The 19,960-nt window shown below is 39.0% G+C and carries 21 protein-coding genes; all 21 read left to right on the top strand.

What is annotated here, in order from left to right; all coding sequences use genetic code 11:
- Positions 1–422 precede the first annotated feature (422 nt).
- Positions 423–1,331, top strand: a complete 909-nt coding sequence (murB, locus tag ACQKMR_RS25175) for a UDP-N-acetylmuramate dehydrogenase (protein ID WP_427699739.1) — start codon at positions 423–425, stop codon at positions 1,329–1,331.
- Between the two features lie 142 nt (positions 1,332–1,473).
- A complete protein-coding gene (locus ACQKMR_RS25180; RefSeq protein WP_427699740.1) occupies positions 1,474–2,256 on the top strand; it encodes a cell division protein FtsQ/DivIB in 783 nt (260 codons plus the stop codon).
- Positions 2,243–2,935, top strand: a complete 693-nt coding sequence (locus ACQKMR_RS25185; protein WP_427699741.1) for a DUF881 domain-containing protein — start codon at positions 2,243–2,245, stop codon at positions 2,933–2,935. The genes ACQKMR_RS25180 and ACQKMR_RS25185 overlap by 14 nt, the downstream gene beginning before the upstream one ends.
- A 41-nt stretch (positions 2,936–2,976) precedes the next feature.
- Complete coding sequence (locus ACQKMR_RS25190; RefSeq protein ID WP_427699742.1) at positions 2,977–3,687, top strand: DUF881 domain-containing protein; 711 nt, start codon at positions 2,977–2,979, stop codon at positions 3,685–3,687.
- Complete coding sequence (locus ACQKMR_RS25195) at positions 3,687–4,052, top strand: small basic family protein (RefSeq protein WP_427699743.1); 366 nt, start codon at positions 3,687–3,689, stop codon at positions 4,050–4,052. Before ACQKMR_RS25190 ends, ACQKMR_RS25195 begins: the two co-directional genes overlap by 1 nt.
- A gap of 259 nt (positions 4,053–4,311) precedes the next feature.
- Positions 4,312–5,610 (top strand): cell division protein FtsA, encoded by a 1,299-nt coding sequence (ftsA, locus tag ACQKMR_RS25200; RefSeq protein ID WP_427699744.1) that lies wholly within the window; start codon positions 4,312–4,314, stop codon positions 5,608–5,610.
- 44 nt (positions 5,611–5,654) lie between these two features.
- Positions 5,655–6,812: a cell division protein FtsZ gene (ftsZ, locus tag ACQKMR_RS25205; protein ID WP_427699745.1), complete on the top strand. Its 1,158-nt coding sequence runs from the start codon at positions 5,655–5,657 to the stop codon at positions 6,810–6,812.
- A gap of 584 nt (positions 6,813–7,396) precedes the next feature.
- Positions 7,397–8,323, top strand: a complete 927-nt coding sequence (gene spoIIGA / locus ACQKMR_RS25210) for a sigma-E processing peptidase SpoIIGA (protein ID WP_427699746.1) — start codon at positions 7,397–7,399, stop codon at positions 8,321–8,323.
- 59 nt (positions 8,324–8,382) lie between these two features.
- Complete coding sequence (gene sigE / locus ACQKMR_RS25215; RefSeq protein ID WP_285766524.1) at positions 8,383–9,102, top strand: RNA polymerase sporulation sigma factor SigE; 720 nt, start codon at positions 8,383–8,385, stop codon at positions 9,100–9,102.
- A gap of 151 nt (positions 9,103–9,253) precedes the next feature.
- Positions 9,254–10,033, top strand: a complete 780-nt coding sequence (gene sigG, locus ACQKMR_RS25220; protein ID WP_053345248.1) for an RNA polymerase sporulation sigma factor SigG — start codon at positions 9,254–9,256, stop codon at positions 10,031–10,033.
- Positions 10,034–10,271: 238 nt separating this feature from the next.
- Positions 10,272–10,541 (top strand): YlmC/YmxH family sporulation protein, encoded by a 270-nt coding sequence (locus tag ACQKMR_RS25225; protein ID WP_053345249.1) that lies wholly within the window; start codon positions 10,272–10,274, stop codon positions 10,539–10,541.
- A gap of 56 nt (positions 10,542–10,597) precedes the next feature.
- Positions 10,598–11,431 carry a peptidoglycan editing factor PgeF gene (gene pgeF, locus ACQKMR_RS25230; protein WP_427699747.1) on the top strand — a complete coding sequence of 278 codons (834 nt, stop codon included), beginning with the start codon at positions 10,598–10,600 and terminating at the stop codon, positions 11,429–11,431.
- On the top strand, positions 11,428–12,105 hold the full coding sequence (locus tag ACQKMR_RS25235) for a YggS family pyridoxal phosphate-dependent enzyme (RefSeq protein WP_427699748.1): 678 nt from the start codon (positions 11,428–11,430) through the stop codon (positions 12,103–12,105). The genes pgeF and ACQKMR_RS25235 overlap by 4 nt, the downstream gene beginning before the upstream one ends.
- 14 nt (positions 12,106–12,119) lie before the next feature.
- Positions 12,120–12,584: a cell division protein SepF gene (locus tag ACQKMR_RS25240; protein WP_340888663.1), complete on the top strand. Its 465-nt coding sequence runs from the start codon at positions 12,120–12,122 to the stop codon at positions 12,582–12,584.
- A gap of 6 nt (positions 12,585–12,590) precedes the next feature.
- Positions 12,591–12,857 (top strand): YggT family protein, encoded by a 267-nt coding sequence (locus ACQKMR_RS25245; RefSeq protein WP_053345253.1) that lies wholly within the window; start codon positions 12,591–12,593, stop codon positions 12,855–12,857.
- Positions 12,858–12,996: 139 nt separating this feature from the next.
- Positions 12,997–13,770 carry an RNA-binding protein gene (locus ACQKMR_RS25250; protein WP_427699749.1) on the top strand — a complete coding sequence of 258 codons (774 nt, stop codon included), beginning with the start codon at positions 12,997–12,999 and terminating at the stop codon, positions 13,768–13,770.
- 85 nt (positions 13,771–13,855) lie between these two features.
- Entirely contained in the window at positions 13,856–14,371 is a 516-nt protein-coding gene (locus ACQKMR_RS25255; protein WP_427699750.1) for a DivIVA domain-containing protein, read from the top strand.
- A gap of 395 nt (positions 14,372–14,766) precedes the next feature.
- The gene (gene ileS / locus ACQKMR_RS25260) at positions 14,767–17,535 is read left to right on the top strand and encodes an isoleucine--tRNA ligase (protein ID WP_427699751.1); all 2,769 of its coding nucleotides are present in this window, start codon (positions 14,767–14,769) and stop codon (positions 17,533–17,535) included.
- A 246-nt stretch (positions 17,536–17,781) separates the two neighbouring features.
- Complete coding sequence (gene lspA / locus ACQKMR_RS25265; RefSeq protein WP_427699752.1) at positions 17,782–18,252, top strand: signal peptidase II; 471 nt, start codon at positions 17,782–17,784, stop codon at positions 18,250–18,252.
- Complete coding sequence (locus tag ACQKMR_RS25270) at positions 18,245–19,162, top strand: RluA family pseudouridine synthase (protein ID WP_427699753.1); 918 nt, start codon at positions 18,245–18,247, stop codon at positions 19,160–19,162. Before lspA ends, ACQKMR_RS25270 begins: the two co-directional genes overlap by 8 nt.
- A gap of 193 nt (positions 19,163–19,355) precedes the next feature.
- The gene (gene pyrR / locus ACQKMR_RS25275; RefSeq protein WP_056527097.1) at positions 19,356–19,901 is read left to right on the top strand and encodes a bifunctional pyr operon transcriptional regulator/uracil phosphoribosyltransferase PyrR; all 546 of its coding nucleotides are present in this window, start codon (positions 19,356–19,358) and stop codon (positions 19,899–19,901) included.
- Positions 19,902–19,960 lie beyond the last annotated feature (59 nt).

Below are 19,960 nucleotides of genomic sequence, written 5' to 3' on the forward strand. Positions count from 1 at the left end.
GGGGGCTAAAGAAAATGGCCCCGGTACAATACCGGGACCACTTATTAGCCGCTTAGGCACTTTTTTATACTGTCCGTAAAATGGGGCACAGTTCACAAACATAGGGCTTCCTTTTTGTTATTCTTTAGCTTAAAAACCGTTGTGGGGAAGATATTTGCGGGTACCTTGATGGAATTTAGAAATAAATGAAATGCTACTTAAATTTTACCATGTATGAATGTAAAGGATTCTACAATAAATATTGGCAATACGGCTTTGTTTAGACTATAGTATAAGAGGGTTAGGCCGCACTGGCGCTTACTCCTGCTCATATTTCTTCTATTTAAAAAAAGTTGTTATTATTTTTGTATAATAAGAGACCTCGAATGGTGAGGATATGAAAATAATAATTTGGAATTTTTGGAACAACAAGGAGGTTTATCATGAATAAAATGATAAAACAATTAACAGAAATGCAAATCGGCAAAGTTCTTGAACAGGAACCACTTGCGAATCATACAACTATGAAAATTGGGGGACCGGCTGATTTATTCATCGTGCCATCATCCATTGAAAATATAGAAAAAACGATGCAAGTCATCAAGGAACATACCACACCTTGGAGAGCTATTGGTAGGGGATCGAACCTCTTAGTCAGCGATGGCGGAATTGAAGGCGTAGTGCTGAAATTGGGCAAAGGACTTGACCATTTTGAGATAAATGGCCCTGAGATTAAAGCAGGAGCTGGTGTGTCTCTAGTTAGCTTGTCTGTACAAATTAGTAAAAAAGGATATGCAGGTCTAGAATTTGCCAGTGGAATTCCTGGCTCAGTCGGTGGAGCGGTCTATATGAACGCTGGTGCACACGGTTCAGATATGAGTGAAATTCTTAAGGAAGCGCATGTTCTGTTTGAAGATGGAACGTTAGCCTGGCTTTCAAAGGAGGAAATGGAGTTTTCTTATCGAACTTCAATACTTCAAAAGAAAAAACCAGGAATCGTACTTGAAGCCATTTTTCAATTAACTGAGGGAAATAAAACTGAAATAGTAGAAAGAATGCAGAATAACAAAAACTATCGTAAAGAAACCCAGCCTTATAATCTACCATGTGCCGGGAGCATATTTAGAAATCCACTGCCACATCATGCAGGAAAATTAGTTGAGAATGCTGGCCTAAAGGGACACTCGATTGGCGGAGCACAGATTTCCCCAATGCATGGGAACTTTATCGTTAATACAGGAAATGGAAGTGCAGCAGATGTTCAAGCATTAATACAGCACGTGAAGGACACTGTGTATGACAAGTTTGAAATTGAATTGGAAACAGAAGTGGAAATTATCGGACGGAAATAAAAGGAGATTATTTTATTTTTTATATCCAAATATTGTGGTATAATGTGTTACCTGAAAAGTTTAGTAATAAGATTTTCTTGAATATGTCATGATTTTATATAGTGTCAAAAACCATCCATTTTTTCAGGAAGAGGTGAAAGGGATGGAAAAGGGAAAAATCGTTTCCATTGAGGACCGCATCCCGAAACTAAAACAATTAAGAAAAAGCAAAGCAAACAGACGACTTGTTCTTTTGCTTTCCCTTTTCTTTATTCTGGTTGCTTGTGTGTTATATTTCTTATCCCCTTTGAGCTATGTTCAATCCGTGCAGGTAGAAGGGAATCGTTATATTACTTCCAAGCAAATTATCAAATTAAGTAAAATTAAAAAAGATCGAAGTATTTGGAAGGTTGATACAGGATTAACAGCCGCTAATATTAAAAAAAATCCGGAAATAGCGAGCGTTAAGGTTACACCTATATTTCCTAATTCTATTAAAATTACGGTTTCTGAACATAATAGAATGGCGTATCTATCCAATGGTGGGAAGTTTTCACCTATTTTGGAAAATGGTTCTGTTTTGGAAGAGTTAGCAACTGGTGAAATTCCAGTATTTGCCCCGGTTTTAATTGGCTTCAAAGAGGGTAAAGCATTAAAGTTGCTTTTAGAGGAGTTGGACAAGCTTCCTGTCGAGATTCAAAACGCTATATCGGAAATCCATCATGCTCCAACTAAAACTGATGGTTACCATATCGTAATGTTTATGAATGATGGATATGAGGTAAGTGCAACAAGCCGAACTTTATCCGAAAAAATGATTCACTATCCATCGATTGTCAGTCAGTTGGATCCAAAGGTAAAGGGTGTCATTGATCTAGAAGTCGGTTCTTATTTCAAAGCCTATAAACCCGCTGAACAAAAGGAAGACGCTAATGAGGAAAATTAATAGCAAACAGGTGATTTTATCCCTTGTTAGCGTTGTTCTCGGATTTATGATTGCCTTTTCTTACAATTTAACGAAAGATGGTCAAGGAGCAGTCAAAGATAAAGCGTGGGATCAAGAATATGAACTCAGGCAGCAATTAATAGAACAAGAGAAGCAGAACCGGGAACTTCAGAAGGAACTTCTTCAAAAGCAAGCAAAAGTATCCAACATAGAAAAAGACTTAGCACAGGAAAAGCAGTTGTTTTTCAATCTAGCAAAGGATACCGAGAAATATCGGATGTACCTTGGAAAAGTGAAAGTGAAAGGTACAGGTCTTCAGGTAACACTTGAAGATGGTTCCGATAAGGATTCAGAAGCCAATGTGAATAATTACCTGGTTCATGAACAACACGTCTTCAAGGTTGTAAATGAATTATACATATCAGGGGCAGAGGCTGTCGCGATTAACGGTCAGAGGCTAGATCATGATTCGTATATAGTCTGCAATGGACCTGTGATTACAATCGATGGTCACCAGCATCCTGCTCCATTTATCATTTCGGCGATTGGGGACCCGGGTATCTTAGAAGCTTCCTTAGACATACCAGGTGGGATAAAGGAACAGTTGGTTAATGAAAATGTTATTTTCACATTGGAAAAGCAAAAGAAAATCATTTTTGATCCAATTATTGGAGGGTGAATAATCGCCGGATTCGATGAAAGATTGGTGAAAAACTGGAAATGAGAAAAATGCTATCTTTTAGTTTGATTACTATGATTGCTGGCTTCATGCTTTCTATTCAATTCAATTTGGTAAATCAACCAGAAGTTTCTGATACCAGAGATATGTGGCAACTGAAAAATGATTTATTAAAAGAACAGCAGTCCCAGGTTGAATTATTAGAGAGTATTAATAAGCTTGAGGAGAAAATTGCATCCTATGAAACAAAGAGAAATGAAAGTAAAGAAGAATTATTGCGTGAAACGCTGTCTGAATTAAAGACTGACGCGGGTTTGACTGAGATAACGGGAAAAGGAGTCATTGTGTCTGTACAACCTATAAAAGAAGGTCTCCTACTTGGTGAGAAGATAGAGTATATTTCCCCTGTATTATTAAAAAGGCTCATTAATGAAATGTATAGGTTTGACGCAGATGAAATTTCCATTTCGGGACAACGTTACATTTCTTCATCAGTTATTCGTGATATAAATGGGAAGCCAAAAGTAGACGGATATTCGCTCACTGATTACCCGCTTGAAATACAAGCTATTACTGTTAATCCCAAAAAACTAAAACAGCGTATTCAAGGTTCTGAACTAATGGATGATTTCTTTATAGATAATTTTGAAGTTCAAATAACAACTCCATCTAGTGAACTGACATTGCCAGCTTATCAAAATACGATTAATGTGGAACACATGGAGCCCATTATAGATGGAGGGGAATCGTAATGTGGCTTCCAGTTTTCGGACTATTAATTGGGATTACCCTAGGTTTTTTGATAGATTTTGATATTCCTCATGAATATTCAAATTATCTATCCATTGCCGTCCTTGCTGCTTTTGATACCTTATTTGGAGGAATACGGGCACATTTGCAAAATCTTTATGATGAAGTTGTATTTGTAACGGGATTCTTTTTTAATATTGTTTTAGCCGCAGGTTTGGCTTTTCTAGGTGTACATCTTGGTGTAGACTTGTATTTAGCCGCAATCTTTGTGTTTGGCGTTAGACTCTTTCAAAATATCGCACAGATTAGAAGAATATTAATTGAAAAATGGTCGATTTCACGGAAAAAGCAGAAAAAAAATCTGTAATTTTAAAGGGAATTACGTAATAAATGACGAATAGATTAAGGCAGTATCTAGTTTGGAAATGATATCCGTTTTTTAAGAAGCGAACAATATCCATCATAAAGAACTAAACCTACGAGTTTTATCCAAAACATATGAGATATATAGCTTATTATCAGATTAGCGAGTTGCAATTAGATTGTAATACAATTATAAATAGGTCTTTCAAAATAAAAATGTTATTCTACTAATACATGTATAAAACTGAAGGAGGTGCCATGGAATGAACAGCAACGAAATTTACGTAAGTCTTGACATCGGTACATCCAGTGTAAAAGTTATCATTGGGGAAATGGTCAATGACACATTAAATATAATCGGCGTAGGGAATGTTAAATCAGAAGGGCTCAAAAAGGGTTCGATCGTCGATATAGATGAAACAGTCCAATCTATTCAAAAGGCTGTAGAGCAAGCTGAGCGAATGATTGGGATGGAGATAAAAAAAGTTATCGTCGGTATCAGTGGAAATCACGTCACTCTTCAACCTTGTCATGGAGTGGTAGCTGTATCCAGTGACAATAAAGAGATTACTGAGCATGACGTTTTCCGTGTTAGAGAAGCAGCGGAGTTAATTACGATACCATCCGACAGGGAAATTATCGACGTGGTACCGATTCATTACAAAGTTGATGAACTTGATGAAATCAGTGATCCAAGGGGCATGATAGGTGTTCGTTTGGAAATGAGAGGGATATTAATCACGGGTCTGCGGACAATCTTACATAATACTCTGCGGTGTGTGGAAAGAGCTGGGTTAGAAATAACCGATATTGCTCTTCAGCCCTTAGCAGCAGGTGCCCTTGTTTTATCCAAGGATGAAAAAGAACTTGGTGTGGCACTTGTCGATATTGGCGGAGGTTCTACAACTCTGGCAATTTTCGAACAAGGCTATTTACAATATACGTCTGTGATTCCAATAGGCGGGGAGACACTTACGAAAGATCTTTCCATCGTTCTAAGGACAACGATGGAAGAAGCTGAAAAAATAAAAGTTAAGCATGGACATGCCTATTATGATGACGCGTCTGAAGATGAAGTATTCCAAATACCAATCATCGGCAGCGACCAGCAGCAGCCCTGCAATCAGTTAATGCTTTCGGATATTATTGAAGCAAGGGTGACCGAAATATTTGAGCTGATTCAAGATGATTTGAGGAGACTTGGCTTCCAGGATGTCCCGGGAGGTTTCGTGTTGACCGGCGGTGTCGTCAAGATGCCAGGAGTCCTGGAGCTTGCTCAATATGTGTTCCAAAATCGTGTGAGGACGGCAGAACCGAATTATATCGGAGTTAGAGAGCCTCAATATACGACAGCTGTAGGTCTGATTAAACACGCATGCAAGAAAGAGAGAATGCAAAAAAACACCGCTAATAAAACTCCTGTAGCAGCTGGACAAGCACAAGAAAATAATGACCAGCACAGTCAAAAAGTTTCTCAGAAAAGTAAAGAGAACACGACTAAAAAACAAGGTGAAAAAGGTGAATCTAAATTCAAAAAAATCCTGGGTTACTTTTTTGAATAACAATCATAAAGAATCGGGAATTTCGTCAAAATAGGAGGATTGTCATGTTGGAGTTTGATTCTAATTTAGAACAATTAGCAACGATAAAAGTAATAGGTGTTGGCGGCGGCGGAAACAATGCGGTAAACAGAATGATCGAGCATGGCGTACAAGGTGTTGAGTTTATTTCAGTCAATACTGACGCGCAGGCTCTTAATCTATCAAAAGCAGAAATCAAAATGCAAATCGGTGGTAAGCTTACACGTGGATTGGGTGCTGGTGCCAACCCGGAGGTAGGAAAGAAAGCTGCAGAAGAAAGCAAAGAACAAATTGAAGAAGCGCTTAAAGGTGCCGATATGGTTTTCGTAACTGCTGGAATGGGTGGCGGAACTGGTACGGGAGCTGCGCCGGTTATTGCTGGTATTGCTAAAGATTTAGGAGCACTTACAGTAGGTGTAGTTACACGTCCATTCACATTCGAAGGCCGAAAACGTGCAACACAGGCACAAGGCGGTATTTCTTCTATGAAGGAATCGGTTGACACACTAATCGTCATTCCAAACGACCGTCTCCTCGAAATAGTTGATAAAAGTACGCCAATGCTTGAAGCATTCCGTGAAGCGGATAATGTTCTTCGTCAAGGTGTACAAGGGATTTCAGATTTAATTGCCGTCCCTGGTCTTATTAACTTAGACTTTGCCGATGTTAAGACAATCATGTCCAACAAAGGTTCAGCTCTTATGGGTATTGGGATTTCCTCAGGGGAAAACCGTGCAGCAGAAGCAGCGAAGAAAGCTATTTCCAGTCCGCTACTTGAAACATCCATTGATGGTGCTCAAGGCGTCTTGATGAATATTACTGGTGGAACGAACCTAAGTCTTTTTGAAGTTCAGGAAGCAGCCGATATCGTGGCAACTGCATCCGACCAAGACGTAAACATGATTTTCGGTTCGGTTATCAATGAAAATCTTAAAGATGAAATCGTCGTTACAGTTATTGCAACAGGGTTTAACGAGGTTGAAGCTTCAATACGGCCTACTGGACGTCCAACACTTGGACAACAGCAACAACCAAGACCTCAGACACAACAAACGCCACAGCCAAATGTTAAGCGTGAAGTGAAGAGAGAAGAAGTCAATGAACAGCCTGTCCGTAATACTAATCAAGGTGAAGAGGCTCTGGATATTCCAACCTTCCTTCGTAACCGTAATAGAAGACGTTAATTTCTTAACATAATGAACCGTTCCCAATGGGAACGGTTTTTTGTGTTTTAAATAAATCAATGCTGAAAAGCTGAATTTTGGTTGAGATCATCAGATAAGCGCATTAAATGCTCTTTCGCCTAGAAGTACTATTAATAGCCCTACACCGTTTATCTGTAACTGACTAATGGATTTCTAACTAAGAATAAACTGCATAGTGACAAAGCGTGATTTATTGCATCCAAGGCCTTTTTTTAAACGTAGTAAAAGAAACGAGACATTCTCAATTATAAAAATAGATGAAGGATGTTTCCAAGCGTACGGTCTATTTTGGTTTTTTGAACTTTCATCATCTTAAGGAGAAAAAGAATAACGGACGGCAAGAAATTCTCTATCTTTTGAAACATAAATCGACAGCAATAAAAGGGAGTAGGATAGTCTCTATGACAGTATTGAAAATATCAATAGCTGTTTTTCTACAAAAAGGGAAAAAATGACTGAAAAACTCTTAAGTTTTCAGTACAAAAAGTGACACACTTTCTAAGGGAAGGTACGCTATACTTTTTGCATGTGGAAGGTTAGCTCATAAAAGGAGGGGAGGGTGTTTGACCTTATATTTAGATGTGATCTGGTTGTTGAATTGGTCATTTGACTGCCTCCTTTTATATTGGACTGCAATTATTCTCAAACGAAGGGTTGCTCTATGGCGGGTTTTTGTAGGTGGGCTGATTGGTTCCTTCATTATCGTATTGGCATTCACTCCTTTTTATGCAATTGCCGACCGAGTTTACATGAAGATTTTAGTTTCTCTTTTTATGGTTCTGGCCACCTTTGGGTTTAATAGGTTCAACCTTTTCATGAAGTCGTTGGCTACTTTATATTTTGTGACGTTTTTATCAGGAGGAATCCTTCTTGGCCTTCACTATTTGTTTGAATTTCAAATAGTTTCCAAGGACCCTAGCCAATATGCTGGAATCAATCGTTTTGGTGACCCTGTCAGCTGGATATTTGTGATGATTGGGTTCCCGCTTGCTTGGCAATTTTCCAAGCGCACACTCGAGGGGATGGAGATGACAAAGCTTACACATGAACAAATGGTTTCAGTATCAGTTAAAATTTCAGACTTTGAAAGAACGTTTAGTGGGCTAGTGGATAGTGGCAATCAGTTATATGATCCGATTACCCGCTCTCCAGTAATGATTATCGCCCTTTCAGGGGAGGAAGTAGGAATCCCAGCCGATATGCTTGACCTGTTTAAAAACCCTGATAACCTGGTTCGGCAGGAGGAACAGCCTGAGTATTCGTGGACTGGACGAATGCGAGTTATCCCTTATAAAGTTGTCGGTCATGAACATCAATTGTTAACTGCGATTAAGCCGGATTTCATTAAAATCATTCAAGGTGAAAAAGAATATCATGTCAAGCAGGGACTCGTTTCGTTTACCTTTCAGCAACTTTCTCCCGACAATAGCTATCAATCTATTGTTCATCCAAAAATGTTAACCGGCATACCGGTGCAAAATGCCTCCTGAACCATTGATTCATTCAAAAATTTTACCCATTAACCGTTTATTTAGAAGGGAGAATTATTTTGAAGAAACTCATTCTTCGACTCACTTATTTTTGGTACAAACTATTGTTCAAGCTCGGATTGAAAACGGACGAAATATTTTATATAGGAGGGAGTGAGGCGCTGCCGCCGCCGCTTTCAAAAGAAGAAGAGGCAATACTGATTAATAAATTGCCTAAGGGCGATGAAGCTGCACGATCGATTTTGATCGAACGAAATTTAAGACTGGTTGTCTATATTGCAAGGAAATTTGAAAATACAGGTATTAATATTGAAGACTTAATCAGCATCGGTACCATAGGTTTAATTAAGGCAGTAAATACATTCAACCCTGAGAAAAAAATTAAATTAGCTACATATGCCTCTAGATGCATAGAGAATGAAATTTTAATGTATTTACGAAGGAATAACAAAATACGTTCTGAAGTGTCTTTTGATGAACCACTGAATATTGACTGGGATGGAAATGAGCTCCTGCTATCGGATGTACTTGGTACTGACGATGACATAATTACGAAGGACCTGGAGGCAAATGTGGACCGCAAGCTGCTAACGAAGGCTCTAACGCAGCTCTCCGAACGTGAAAAACAGATAATGGAACTTCGTTTTGGACTTGCAGGTGGAGAAGAAAAAACCCAAAAGGATGTTGCCGATATGTTGGGAATTTCCCAATCTTATATTTCCCGTTTGGAAAAAAGAATTATTAAGAGGCTTCGAAAAGAATTTAATAAAATGGTGTAAAAAAAAAGATGTGCGCAAATACCAATTAAATCAATGCTTTGAATGCAATAATGAAAAATAATGGAGATTTTCTGTTCAAGCCTTGTGCATATTTTTTTCTCCCGCGGAAATACTGTTTTTTGTACAGCGCTCCTGTGAGGAGGGAATAATATTGTCTCGTAATAAGGTTGAAATCTGCGGTGTGGATACATCAAAATTACCGGTTTTAAAGAATGAAGAAATGAGAAAACTCTTTAAAGAACTGCAAGATGGCGATATTTCAGCAAGAGAGAAACTGGTAAACGGGAATCTTCGACTCGTTTTAAGCGTTATTCAGCGCTTTAACAATCGGGGAGAGTATGTAGATGATCTATTTCAGGTAGGCTGTATAGGGTTGATGAAGTCGATAGATAACTTTGACTTAGGTCAAAATGTTAGGTTTTCAACGTATGCTGTACCAATGATTATTGGAGAAATCAGAAGATATCTTCGTGACAATAATCCGATTAGAGTTTCCCGTTCTTTAAGAGACATTGCTTACAAAGCTTTGCAGGTTAAAGAAAAGCTCATTAGCCAAACTCTTCGAGAGCCGACAGCTGAAGAAATCGCCAAAGTGTTGGAGGTACCTCATGAAGAAATTGTTTTTGCATTAGATGCAATACAAGATCCAGTTTCCCTTTTTGAACCGATTTATAATGATGGCGGGGATCCGATTTATGTACTCGACCAGCTAAGTGATGAGAAAAACAAAGATAGTACTTGGATTGATGAAATAGCAATAAATGAAGGCATGAGACGGTTGAATGACCGGGAAAAAATGATCCTTCGAAAACGGTTTTTCCAAGGGAAGACGCAAATGGAGGTAGCTGAGGAAATCGGCATTTCACAAGCGCAGGTCTCACGATTGGAAAAAGCAGCAATTAAGCAAATGAATAAAAATATTCAACAGTAGAAGCTGAGCATGTGAAAAAGTTGGCTGAAGCGGGTAGGGACAAAATGTCCAACTACCCGCTTATCAGCAACTAATCCATAGCGGCTTTTTTATTATGTTTAAAAACTCTGAAGAAGTATACTTCTCAACACCATGAAGGTACGTTTATTTATTGTAATCTTCATCCTCAAGCGAATCATGTCATATACATAGAAATAGAACCTTCATATTATGATGAAAATTTGAGGAGCTGAGTGAAATGACTAGAATTTCCGAATTTCAAATTAAGGATATCGTCAATATAGCGGATGGGAAGAAATTAGGTAATATGTCTGATCTTGAAATAAATACAGCTACAGGGAAGATTGAAGCGATCATAGTTTCCAATGGCACCAGGTTAATGGGGTTTTTCGGGAGGGAACAGGATATTGTGATTCCTTGGCGTAAAATAAAAAAAATTGGTGCGGATGTTATTCTTGTTGAACATCAGACAGTATTTCAAGCAGAACTGAAAGATGAAAGGTTTTAGAGGGTGCAGGGCGCAAATATATGATACACTAGACTAAAAATAAAGAGGTTTAAATCATGAAAGAACCATTTGTTTTAATCGAAGACCAATATTTGCTCATTGACAGCTGGAGACATCAAAACCTCCAGCTTGTAGCGGGCTTCTCCACGAAAGATGGGGGAGTTAGTTCTGGAAACTTTCAAACGTTGAATACCGGTTTTCATGTAGGGGATAAACTAGATGATGTGCAGGAAAACCGCCGAATTTTAGCGGAAAAACTATCATTTCCGCTCGATGAATGGATAGGAGCCGAGCAAACGCATGAAACATATATCCAGCAGGTGACCAGTCTCGATGCCGGGAAAGGCGCAGCAGATTATGTTTCAAGCTTTAAAGCTACTGACGGGTTTTTTACGAAGGATAAAAGTGTTTTATTGACCCTTTGCTATGCTGACTGCGTGCCCTTATATTTTCTGGCTCCAGCACATGGTATCATTGGAGTGGCGCATGCTGGCTGGAAGGGTACCGTTAATGGAATTGCACGAAAAATGGTTGAAGCTTGGCAGAGTAAGGGTATAAAGTCAACGGAGATATTTGCTGTAATTGGACCATCGATTTGTTCAAAGTGCTATGTTGTTGATGATAAAGTCATAGATTTAGTGCAGAATTTGCTGGAAGATAATGACGAAAAGCCCTATAATTTAATCAGCGAAGGACAATATCATTTAGACCTTAAACAGCTTAATGCAATGGTTCTTCAAAAATCGGGAATTCCAAAAAGTCAGATTGACGTGACATCATATTGTACAAGCTGTAATCACGACTTGTTTTTTTCACATCGCCGTGATAACGGAAAGACAGGGAGATTGATGAGTTTTATTGGTTGGAAGGAGGATTTAGGTAAGCAGTGAAAGTAGTAGATAACTTAAAAAACATCGAAGAAAAAATAAATATAGCATGTAAAAATAGTGGCAGGAACCGTGATGAGATAAAGTTAATCGCGGTGACGAAATATGTTTCTGTTGAAAGAGCAAAAGAGGCCTTGGAAGCCGGCATAATCGATTTAGGTGAAAATCGAGATGAGGGTTTATTGAATAAATATGAAGTGCTGAAGGATGAGCCAAACTGGCATTATATTGGCTCCATGCAAACACGCAAAGTAAAGAATGTCATTGATAAAATTGCTTATATTCATTCATTGGATCGCATTTCTTTGGCAGAAGAAATACAAAAACGGGCAAATGAGCCGATAAAGTGTTTAGTCCAGGTTAATGTTTCAGGTGAAGAATCTAAACATGGCATAGATCCTGAAGCGGCACTTGATTTTATAAAAGGGCTATCGACATTAGATAAGGTAAATGTTGCTGGATTAATGACAATGGCACCTTTGACAGATGATGAACAGTTATTGCGCAAATGCTTCCGAAAATTAAAAGGACTTCAGGTGGAAATCCAAAAAGCTGGATTAAAACATGCTCCATGCACTGAATTGTCTATGGGGATGTCCAATGATTTTACGATTGCGATTGAGGAAGGCGCTACAATGATTCGGATTGGTACTGCACTGGTAGGCGAAGAATTATAAGGAGGTACGCATAGATGACGTTCGTATCAAAATTTAAATCTTATTTCGCGCTGGATGATGAGTATGAGTACAAGGAAGAAGTGGTGGAAGAAGAGGAGGCTGAACAAAAAGTCGTGAAGTCAGGTAAACAACAGCAGCCCGCTTCTACAGGAAATAACTCCAATAAGAATATCGTAAGTTTGCAAAGCGTACAGAAATCTTCTAAAGTAGTATTGTTGGAGCCTCGTGCTTATGCAGAAGCCCAGGAAGTTGCTGACCATTTAAAAAACCGTCGTGCCGTTGTTGTGAACCTTCAGCGGATTCAACATGACCAAGGAAAGCGAATCATCGATTTTTTAAGTGGAACTGTCTATGCAATCAGCGGGGATATCCAAAAAATTGGAACAGATATATTCTTATGTACTCCAGATAACGTCGATGTTTCGGGTAATATTACCGGTTTCGCCGCCGATGAGGAGTATGAAGAAGCGAGGTGGTAATGGTTAATGGGTTTAGTGCTTCAAGGTTTATATTATTTAATTGAAATTTATTCAATGGCATTAATCGGTTACATATTAATGTCATGGTTCCCTAATGCTCGGGAAACATCGATTGGCCAATTCCTGGAAAAGATTTGCGAACCATATTTAGAACCGTTCAGAAAATTTATTCCACCCCTTGGCATGATCGACCTTTCACCGCTTGTGGCCTTGTTGGTTCTTAACTTTGCCAGCGGATATGGAATCTATTACCTGCAAACTTTAATCGGGTGATCAACATTTAAACTGAAAATGCATATTTTTTTACTACACAGTTGGATAATGCTCCGCTGTGTAGTAGCAACGAAGAAGTCGATATTTAATTACTGATGATCGACCAATAATTAGACAAGTTGGGAGCATTTATTCAATCATGAGTATTTATCAGCATTTCAGACCGGAGGAAAAGGATTTTATCGATCAGGCAATGAATTGGATTGACCAGGTGAAAAATTCTTATGCTCCAAAACTTTCTGATTTTCTCGATCCGCGTCAGCAGGAAATCCTTTCTTCCTTATTAGGGAATGATTCGGATGCGAAGCTGCAATTTTACGGCGGGAGCGATTTCGTTGAACGAAAACGTGTGCTCATTTACCCTGATTATTACTCTCCTGAACCATCAGATTTCAATATCTCCTTATACGATATCTCCTATCCAAAAAAATTTGTTACATTAGAGCACAGGCAAATACTTGGAACCTTGATGTCCCTGGGGGTAAAGCGTGAAAAATTTGGTGATATTATAGTGACAGAGGAGCAAATTCAATTTATCGCAGCCGAAGAGATGGATTTATATCTCGTTGGAAACCTAGAGAAAATCGGTAGCGCTTCCGTTACGATTAAAAGGCTTCCAATCGAGAATATCATCGAATTAAAAGAAAATTGGGAAGAGCAAGTCACTACTGTTAGTTCTTTAAGGCTTGACAGTGTGTTATCGTCCGTCTTGAATATTTCTCGTCAAAAAACACAAATGCTGATAACATCGGGAAAAGTAAAGGTGAATTTTAAGCAATCAGAAAATGTTTCGGAAGAATGCCGCGAGGGTGATACACTTTCTATCAGAGGTTTTGGTAGATGTAAATTAACTTCAATAGATGGAAAAACCAAAAAGGATAAGTGGAGAATCTCGTTAGGCAGGCAAAAATAATTCAATCGTAAGCAGGATTTATACATTTATTGTCGAATATAGAGTTTTAACATACTAGAGTAGAAACCGTTCTGGAGGTGCCGTAATGCCCTTAACCCCGATAGATATACATAACAAGGAATTTGGTAAAGTATTTCGAGGGTATGATGAAGATGAAGTAAATGAGTTTCTCGATCAGGTCATTAAAGATTATGAACTGATTTTGAGAGAGAAAAAAGAACTTGAAGAAAAACTAAATGAAACTTTTGATCGTTTAGGACATTTTACGACAATTGAGGGTACACTTAATAAGTCGATTATTGTCGCACAGGAAGCAGCAGAAGAATTAAAGCGCAATGCTCAAAAAGAAGCCAAGCTAATCATTAAGGAAGCTGAGAAAAATGCTGATCGGATTGTCAATGAGTCGCTCGTGAAAGCAAGAAAAATAGCGATGGATATTGAGGATTTGAAAAAGCAGTCAAAAGTATTCCGGACACGTTTTAAAATGCTTGTCGGAGCACAACTTGATTTGCTGGACAATGACGATTGGGATCATCTTCTTGACTATGAAGTAGATGCGACTGAAATAGAACTAAATGAGAGAGTGGAAGAGGAAATTTAAAGGTTTCCTTGACTTTAAACACTTTTTTCGCATATAATTTTTTAACAATACTAATTCATGATGACATTAGACGATGACAGGGACAGTAGATTCTTCAAACACTTATATTTAGCGAGCCGGGGATGGTGCAAGCCCGGAATAAGCGAAGAATTTGAATATCACCCTTGAGTTCTGAGTTGAACCTGCTGTTGCAGTAAGTAAACGATGCGTTTCATTCACGTTACGAATGCTCGAGAGGATGGATTCGCTTTATTGTGAATCTTTCTAGCCAGGGTGGTACCGCGGGAAGCAAAGCTTTCTCGTCCCTTTTTTAGGGATGAGAGGGCTTTTTATTTTGTCTGGATATCAGGTCATCGTTTCGAATGAATTTGTAAAGACGGATGGAGGATTTTATAATGGAATACAAAGATACCTTATTGATGCCTAAAACTGAATTTCCAATGCGCGGTAATTTGCCGAAACGTGAGCCGGAAATTCAGGAAAAATGGAATGAGATGGACATTTATAAAAAAGTGCAAGAACAAACTGAAGGACGTCCTTTATTCATTTTGCATGATGGACCTCCATATGCAAACGGTGATATCCATATGGGCCATGCAATGAATAAAGTTTTAAAGGATTTCATTGTCCGCTTTAAATCAATGAGCGGTTTCCAAGCACCTTATGTTCCGGGCTGGGATACGCACGGATTACCGATTGAAACGGCACTAACTAAAAAAGGTGTAAAGCGGAAAGAAATGAGCGTAGCTGAATTCAGAAAGCTATGTGAAGAGTATGCGTACGTACAGATCAACAATCAACGTGAGCAGTTTAAACGTATTGGTGTTCGTGGAGATTGGGAGAATCCTTATATTACCCTAAAACCTGAATATGAAGCACAACAGATCAAGGTTTTCGGTGAAATGGCGAAAAAAGGCTATATCTACAAAGGAAAAAAACCTGTTTACTGGTCTCCTTCAAGTGAATCAGCCCTTGCGGAAGCGGAAATTGAATATCAAGACAAACGTTCTGCATCTATCTATGTTGCTTTTGAAGTCACAGATGGCAAAGGTGTAATTGAAGAAGGCGTAAAAATTATTATCTGGACAACAACACCTTGGACGATCCCGGCTAACCTTGGAATCTCATTGCATCCACAATTAGATTATGTCGTGGTGGCTGTCGAAAATGAAAAATATTTAGTAGCTGAAGCTCTTCTTGAATCAGTTACAGAATCTCTAGGCTGGGATAACCCAACTACCTTGAAATCTGTAAAAGGTAGCGAGCTGGACCGCGCCGTTGCTAAACACCCTCTTTATGACCGGGAATCGCTAGTGATGTTAGGCGAGCACGTAACAACTGAGGCGGGTACTGGTTGTGTTCATACTGCACCTGGACACGGGGAAGATGACTTTATCGTCGGGCAAAAATATGGCTTAGATGTTCTTTGTCCTGTAGATGAAAAAGGTGTCATGACAGAAGAAGCAGGGGAATTTGCAGGATTATTTTATGATCAAGCAAACAAACCAATTACGGAAAAATTAACAGAAGTGGGCGCGCTATTGAATTTGACGTTCATTACCCATTCTTATCCACATGACTGGAGGACAAAGAAACCGACTATTTTCCGTGCAACGGCACAATGGTTCGCGTCAATCAAAGACTTCCGTGGTGAATTGCTAAAAGCGATTGAAGAAACGAAATGGGTACCGGCATGGGGTGAAACACGCCTGTTTAATATGGTTCGTGACCGCGGAGATTGGTGTATTTCTCGTCAGCGTGCATGGGGGGTGCCAATTCCAGTATTTTATGCAGAAAATGGCGAACCAATCATCACGGATGAAACAATCAACCATATTTCAGAATTGTTCCGCGCGCAAGGGTCAAACATCTGGTTCGAACAGGAAGCGAAAGATCTTCTGCCAGAAGGATATACACACGAAGGCAGTCCGAACGGTATCTTCACGAAGGAAACGGATATCATGGATGTCTGGTTTGACTCCGGTTCTTCCCATCAGGCAGTACTTGAAGAAAGAGATGATCTGCAGCGTCCTGCTGACCTATATTTAGAAGGTTCAGATCAATATCGCGGCTGGTTTAACTCATCGCTATCAACAAGTGTGGCTGTAACAGGAAAAGCACCATATAAAGGTGTGTTAAGCCACGGGTTCGCTTTGGATGGTGAAGGTCGTAAAATGAGTAAATCGATTGGGAACGTTGTACTTCCATCTAAAGTTATGAACCAACTTGGTGCAGATATTTTACGCCTTTGGGTTGCTTCTGTGGATTACCAATCAGATGTAAGAGTTTCAGATCCGATTTTAAAACAAGTTTCTGAAGTATATCGTAAAATCCGCAACACATTCCGCTTCTTGTTAGGTAATTTGGATGGCTTTAATCCTGATACTGATAAAGTGGCATTCCAAGAATTACGTGAAGTCGATCAATATATGCTAGTAAAATTGAATAAGCTGATTACTCAATCTAAACTAGGCTATGAGAATTATGAGTTTGCTACAATTTATAATATGGTCAATAACTTCTGTACGCAGGACTTAAGTTCGTTCTACCTTGATTATGCGAAAGATATTTTATATTGTGAAGCACCTAACGGTAAAGATCGCATGGCAATCCAAACGGTTCTTTATGAATCATTGGTCAGCTTAACGAAATTGGTGTCACCAATTCTTTCTCATACAGCTGATGAAGTATGGGCGTTCATTCCAGGTGTAACAGAAGAGAGTGTACAATTGACATTGATGCCTGAAGCAATTTCCATCGATAAAGCTGAAGCCATTGAAGAAAAATGGACGGCATTTATGAATGTCCGTGATAATGTCTTAAAAGCATTAGAAGAAGCTCGTAACCAGAAAGTTATCGGGAAATCACTGAACGCAAAAGTAATGGTATATGTAAATGAAGAAACAAAGAATCTGCTTGAGAGCATCGAAGAGAGCTTTGAACAGTTATTCATCGTATCCGAGTTTGAAATCGCTGGCGATGTGGCAAGTGCCCCAGCAGAAGCGGTAAAACTTGAGGATATTGCTATTCTTGTAACAAAAGCAGAAGGTGAAACGTGTGAACGTTGCTGGAATGTTTCAAAAGAAGTTGGCCAAGTGGAAGAACATTCAACACTTTGCCCACGCTGTGCAACTGTCGTGAAAGAGCATTATGTGAATCAATAATTTAAAAGGAGGGCCGGTTCCCATTAGATGAGGGAACCGGCCTTTTTCATGGAAAATGGTATCTAGTGTGTGAAACAGCAAAATCATTTGCGAAAATAAATTGTTTCCTTATAAAGGAAAAGAGCACCTTTTCAGCCCAAGTTTATACACGTGCTGATTAAGGTCTTCTGTTTTTCGGATTAGTCATTATTTCTAGTTTATGCTACAATTCAAAAGTGAAGATTTGATTAGTTTGGGGGAAAAAATGTGTTTTATTACTTAATTGCCCTTTTGGTCATAGCTTTCGATCAGCTGACAAAATGGATGATTGTGAAAAAAATGGAGTACGGAGAAAGCATTGAAATTATTGAAAACCTTCTATATATCACCTCGCATCGTAACCGTGGGGCCGCATGGGGAATTCTACAAGGTCAAATGTGGTTTTTCTACATCATCACCATCGCTGTCATTATTGGACTTGTCTATTATATTCAGAAAATGGCGAAGGAAAGCAGTTTGCTTGGAGTTGCACTTGCGCTTATGCTAGGCGGTGCGATTGGTAATTTTATCGACCGTGTTGTTCGTCAGGAAGTAGTCGATTTCGTTCATACCTATATATTCAGCTATAGTTTCCCGGTATTTAATGTTGCTGATGCTGCGCTTTCAATTGGTGTCGGACTGCTCGTGATTCATATGTTTTTAGAAGAAAAAAACGCTAAGGAGAAAGATAATGGATAAAAGGTTATACAGCATCGATGAAACACTAAAAGGCGTTAGGATTGATAAGGCTCTTTCCACTTTAAATGAGGAATGGTCACGTACTCAAGTCCAGCAATGGATTAAAGATGACCATGTTTTAGTAAATGGGTCTGCTATAAAAACGAATTACAAATGTATTACAGGCGATACAATAGAAGTAACGATTCCTGAACTTGAGGAATTGGATGCAGTCGCTGAAGAAATGAATTTGGACATCTATTATGAAGATGCAGATGTGCTGGTTGTTAATAAACCGAGTGGTATGGTTGTCCACCCCGCACCAGGACATGTATCAGGTACACTTGTAAATGGATTGATGGCTCACTGCCAAGATCTTTCTGGAATCAACGGTGTAATGCGTCCAGGTATCGTTCACCGAATCGATAAAGATACATCAGGTTTATTAATGGTTGCTAAAAATGATATGGCGCATGAAAAGCTTGTTCAGCAACTGGTTGATAAAACTGTTACTCGTAAGTACCAAGCTGTAGTTCATGGGGTTATTCCACATGACTTCGGAACGATTGATGCTCCAATTGGGCGTGATAAAAAAGAACGCCAAAGCATGACGGTGACAGACTCTAACTCCAAAAACGCTGTAACTCATTTTCGTGTCATCGAACGTTTCACTGCTTTTACTTTGGTGGAATGTCAGCTTGAAACAGGAAGAACTCATCAAATCCGTGTTCATATGAAATATATCGGGTTCCCGCTTGCAGGAGATCCAAAATATGGTCCGAAGAAGACATTGAATTTAGATGGACAAGCATTGCACGCTGGTCTACTTGGTTTCATCCATCCTCGTACAAATGAGTATATGGAATTCGAAGCACCAGTTCCGGAAGAGTTCGAGAATCTAATTAATCAATTACGTAGAAGTAAGGATTGACAATAAAGTTTTTATGATATATTATAATAATAACTTAATGAGAACCTTTAACACAGTCCAGAGAGACTGAGAAGGAAACGGATACGCTAAATGGGATAATTGTACCCATAGCGATATAATCCTCACGCCTTCTTGGTGTGAGGATTTTTTGTTAAAGGGGACCAATCAGATGAAAGAAATCGGGGTGGCCAACATGTTGAATGAGAAAGCAATAGTACTTGATGAACAGGCCATTAGCAGAGCCTTGACGAGAATTGCCCATGAGATTATTGAGAAAAATAAGGGGATTGAGGATTGCGTCTTAATTGGAATTCGTACACGCGGAATTTTCCTGGCTGACCGACTTGCAAAGCGCATCAATCAAATAGAAGGTAAAGAAATTCAGTTAGGTGAACTTGATATTACACTTTACCGCGATGACCTATCGAAAAATACAAATGATGGTGAACCGGTCGTAAAAGGTTCAGATATTCCAGTCAATATTAGCGATAAGAAAGTGATTTTAGTAGATGATGTTCTCTTTACCGGTAGAACCGTTAGGGCGGCAATGGATGCACTTGTAGATCTGGGAAGACCTTCACAAATCCAGCTCGCAGTATTAGTTGACAGAGGACATAGGGAGTTGCCGATCCGTGCAGATTTCGTTGGGAAGAACGTTCCAACATCACAATCGGAAAAAATTACCGTTACTTTAACAGAAGTAGATGAAGTAGATCAAGTCACTATACTAGAAAAATAAACAACAACATGAAAATTAAATAAGACCCTTTTAAAGACAGTCCAGAGAGGCTGGCAAAG

This window comes from Peribacillus sp. NPDC096540 (assembly GCF_050278525.1).
Lineage (GTDB): Bacteria > Bacillota > Bacilli > Bacillales > DSM-1321 > Peribacillus.

Coding starts and splice junctions, on each gene's coding strand:
- murB (WP_427699739.1), top strand. CDS start 423: ATGAATAAAATGATAAAACAATTAACAGAAATGCAAATCGGCAAAGTT.
- ACQKMR_RS25180 (WP_427699740.1), top strand. CDS start 1,474: ATGGAAAAGGGAAAAATCGTTTCCATTGAGGACCGCATCCCGAAACTA.
- ACQKMR_RS25185 (WP_427699741.1), top strand. CDS start 2,243: ATGAGGAAAATTAATAGCAAACAGGTGATTTTATCCCTTGTTAGCGTT.
- ACQKMR_RS25190 (WP_427699742.1), top strand. CDS start 2,977: ATGAGAAAAATGCTATCTTTTAGTTTGATTACTATGATTGCTGGCTTC.
- ACQKMR_RS25195 (WP_427699743.1), top strand. CDS start 3,687: ATGTGGCTTCCAGTTTTCGGACTATTAATTGGGATTACCCTAGGTTTT.
- ftsA (WP_427699744.1), top strand. CDS start 4,312: ATGAACAGCAACGAAATTTACGTAAGTCTTGACATCGGTACATCCAGT.
- ftsZ (WP_427699745.1), top strand. CDS start 5,655: ATGTTGGAGTTTGATTCTAATTTAGAACAATTAGCAACGATAAAAGTA.
- ACQKMR_RS25225 (WP_053345249.1), top strand. CDS start 10,272: ATGACTAGAATTTCCGAATTTCAAATTAAGGATATCGTCAATATAGCG.
- pgeF (WP_427699747.1), top strand. CDS start 10,598: ATGAAAGAACCATTTGTTTTAATCGAAGACCAATATTTGCTCATTGAC.
- ACQKMR_RS25240 (WP_340888663.1), top strand. CDS start 12,120: ATGACGTTCGTATCAAAATTTAAATCTTATTTCGCGCTGGATGATGAG.
- ACQKMR_RS25245 (WP_053345253.1), top strand. CDS start 12,591: ATGGGTTTAGTGCTTCAAGGTTTATATTATTTAATTGAAATTTATTCA.
- ACQKMR_RS25250 (WP_427699749.1), top strand. CDS start 12,997: ATGAGTATTTATCAGCATTTCAGACCGGAGGAAAAGGATTTTATCGAT.
- ACQKMR_RS25255 (WP_427699750.1), top strand. CDS start 13,856: ATGCCCTTAACCCCGATAGATATACATAACAAGGAATTTGGTAAAGTA.
- ileS (WP_427699751.1), top strand. CDS start 14,767: ATGGAATACAAAGATACCTTATTGATGCCTAAAACTGAATTTCCAATG.
- ACQKMR_RS25270 (WP_427699753.1), top strand. CDS start 18,245: ATGGATAAAAGGTTATACAGCATCGATGAAACACTAAAAGGCGTTAGG.
- pyrR (WP_056527097.1), top strand. CDS start 19,356: ATGTTGAATGAGAAAGCAATAGTACTTGATGAACAGGCCATTAGCAGA.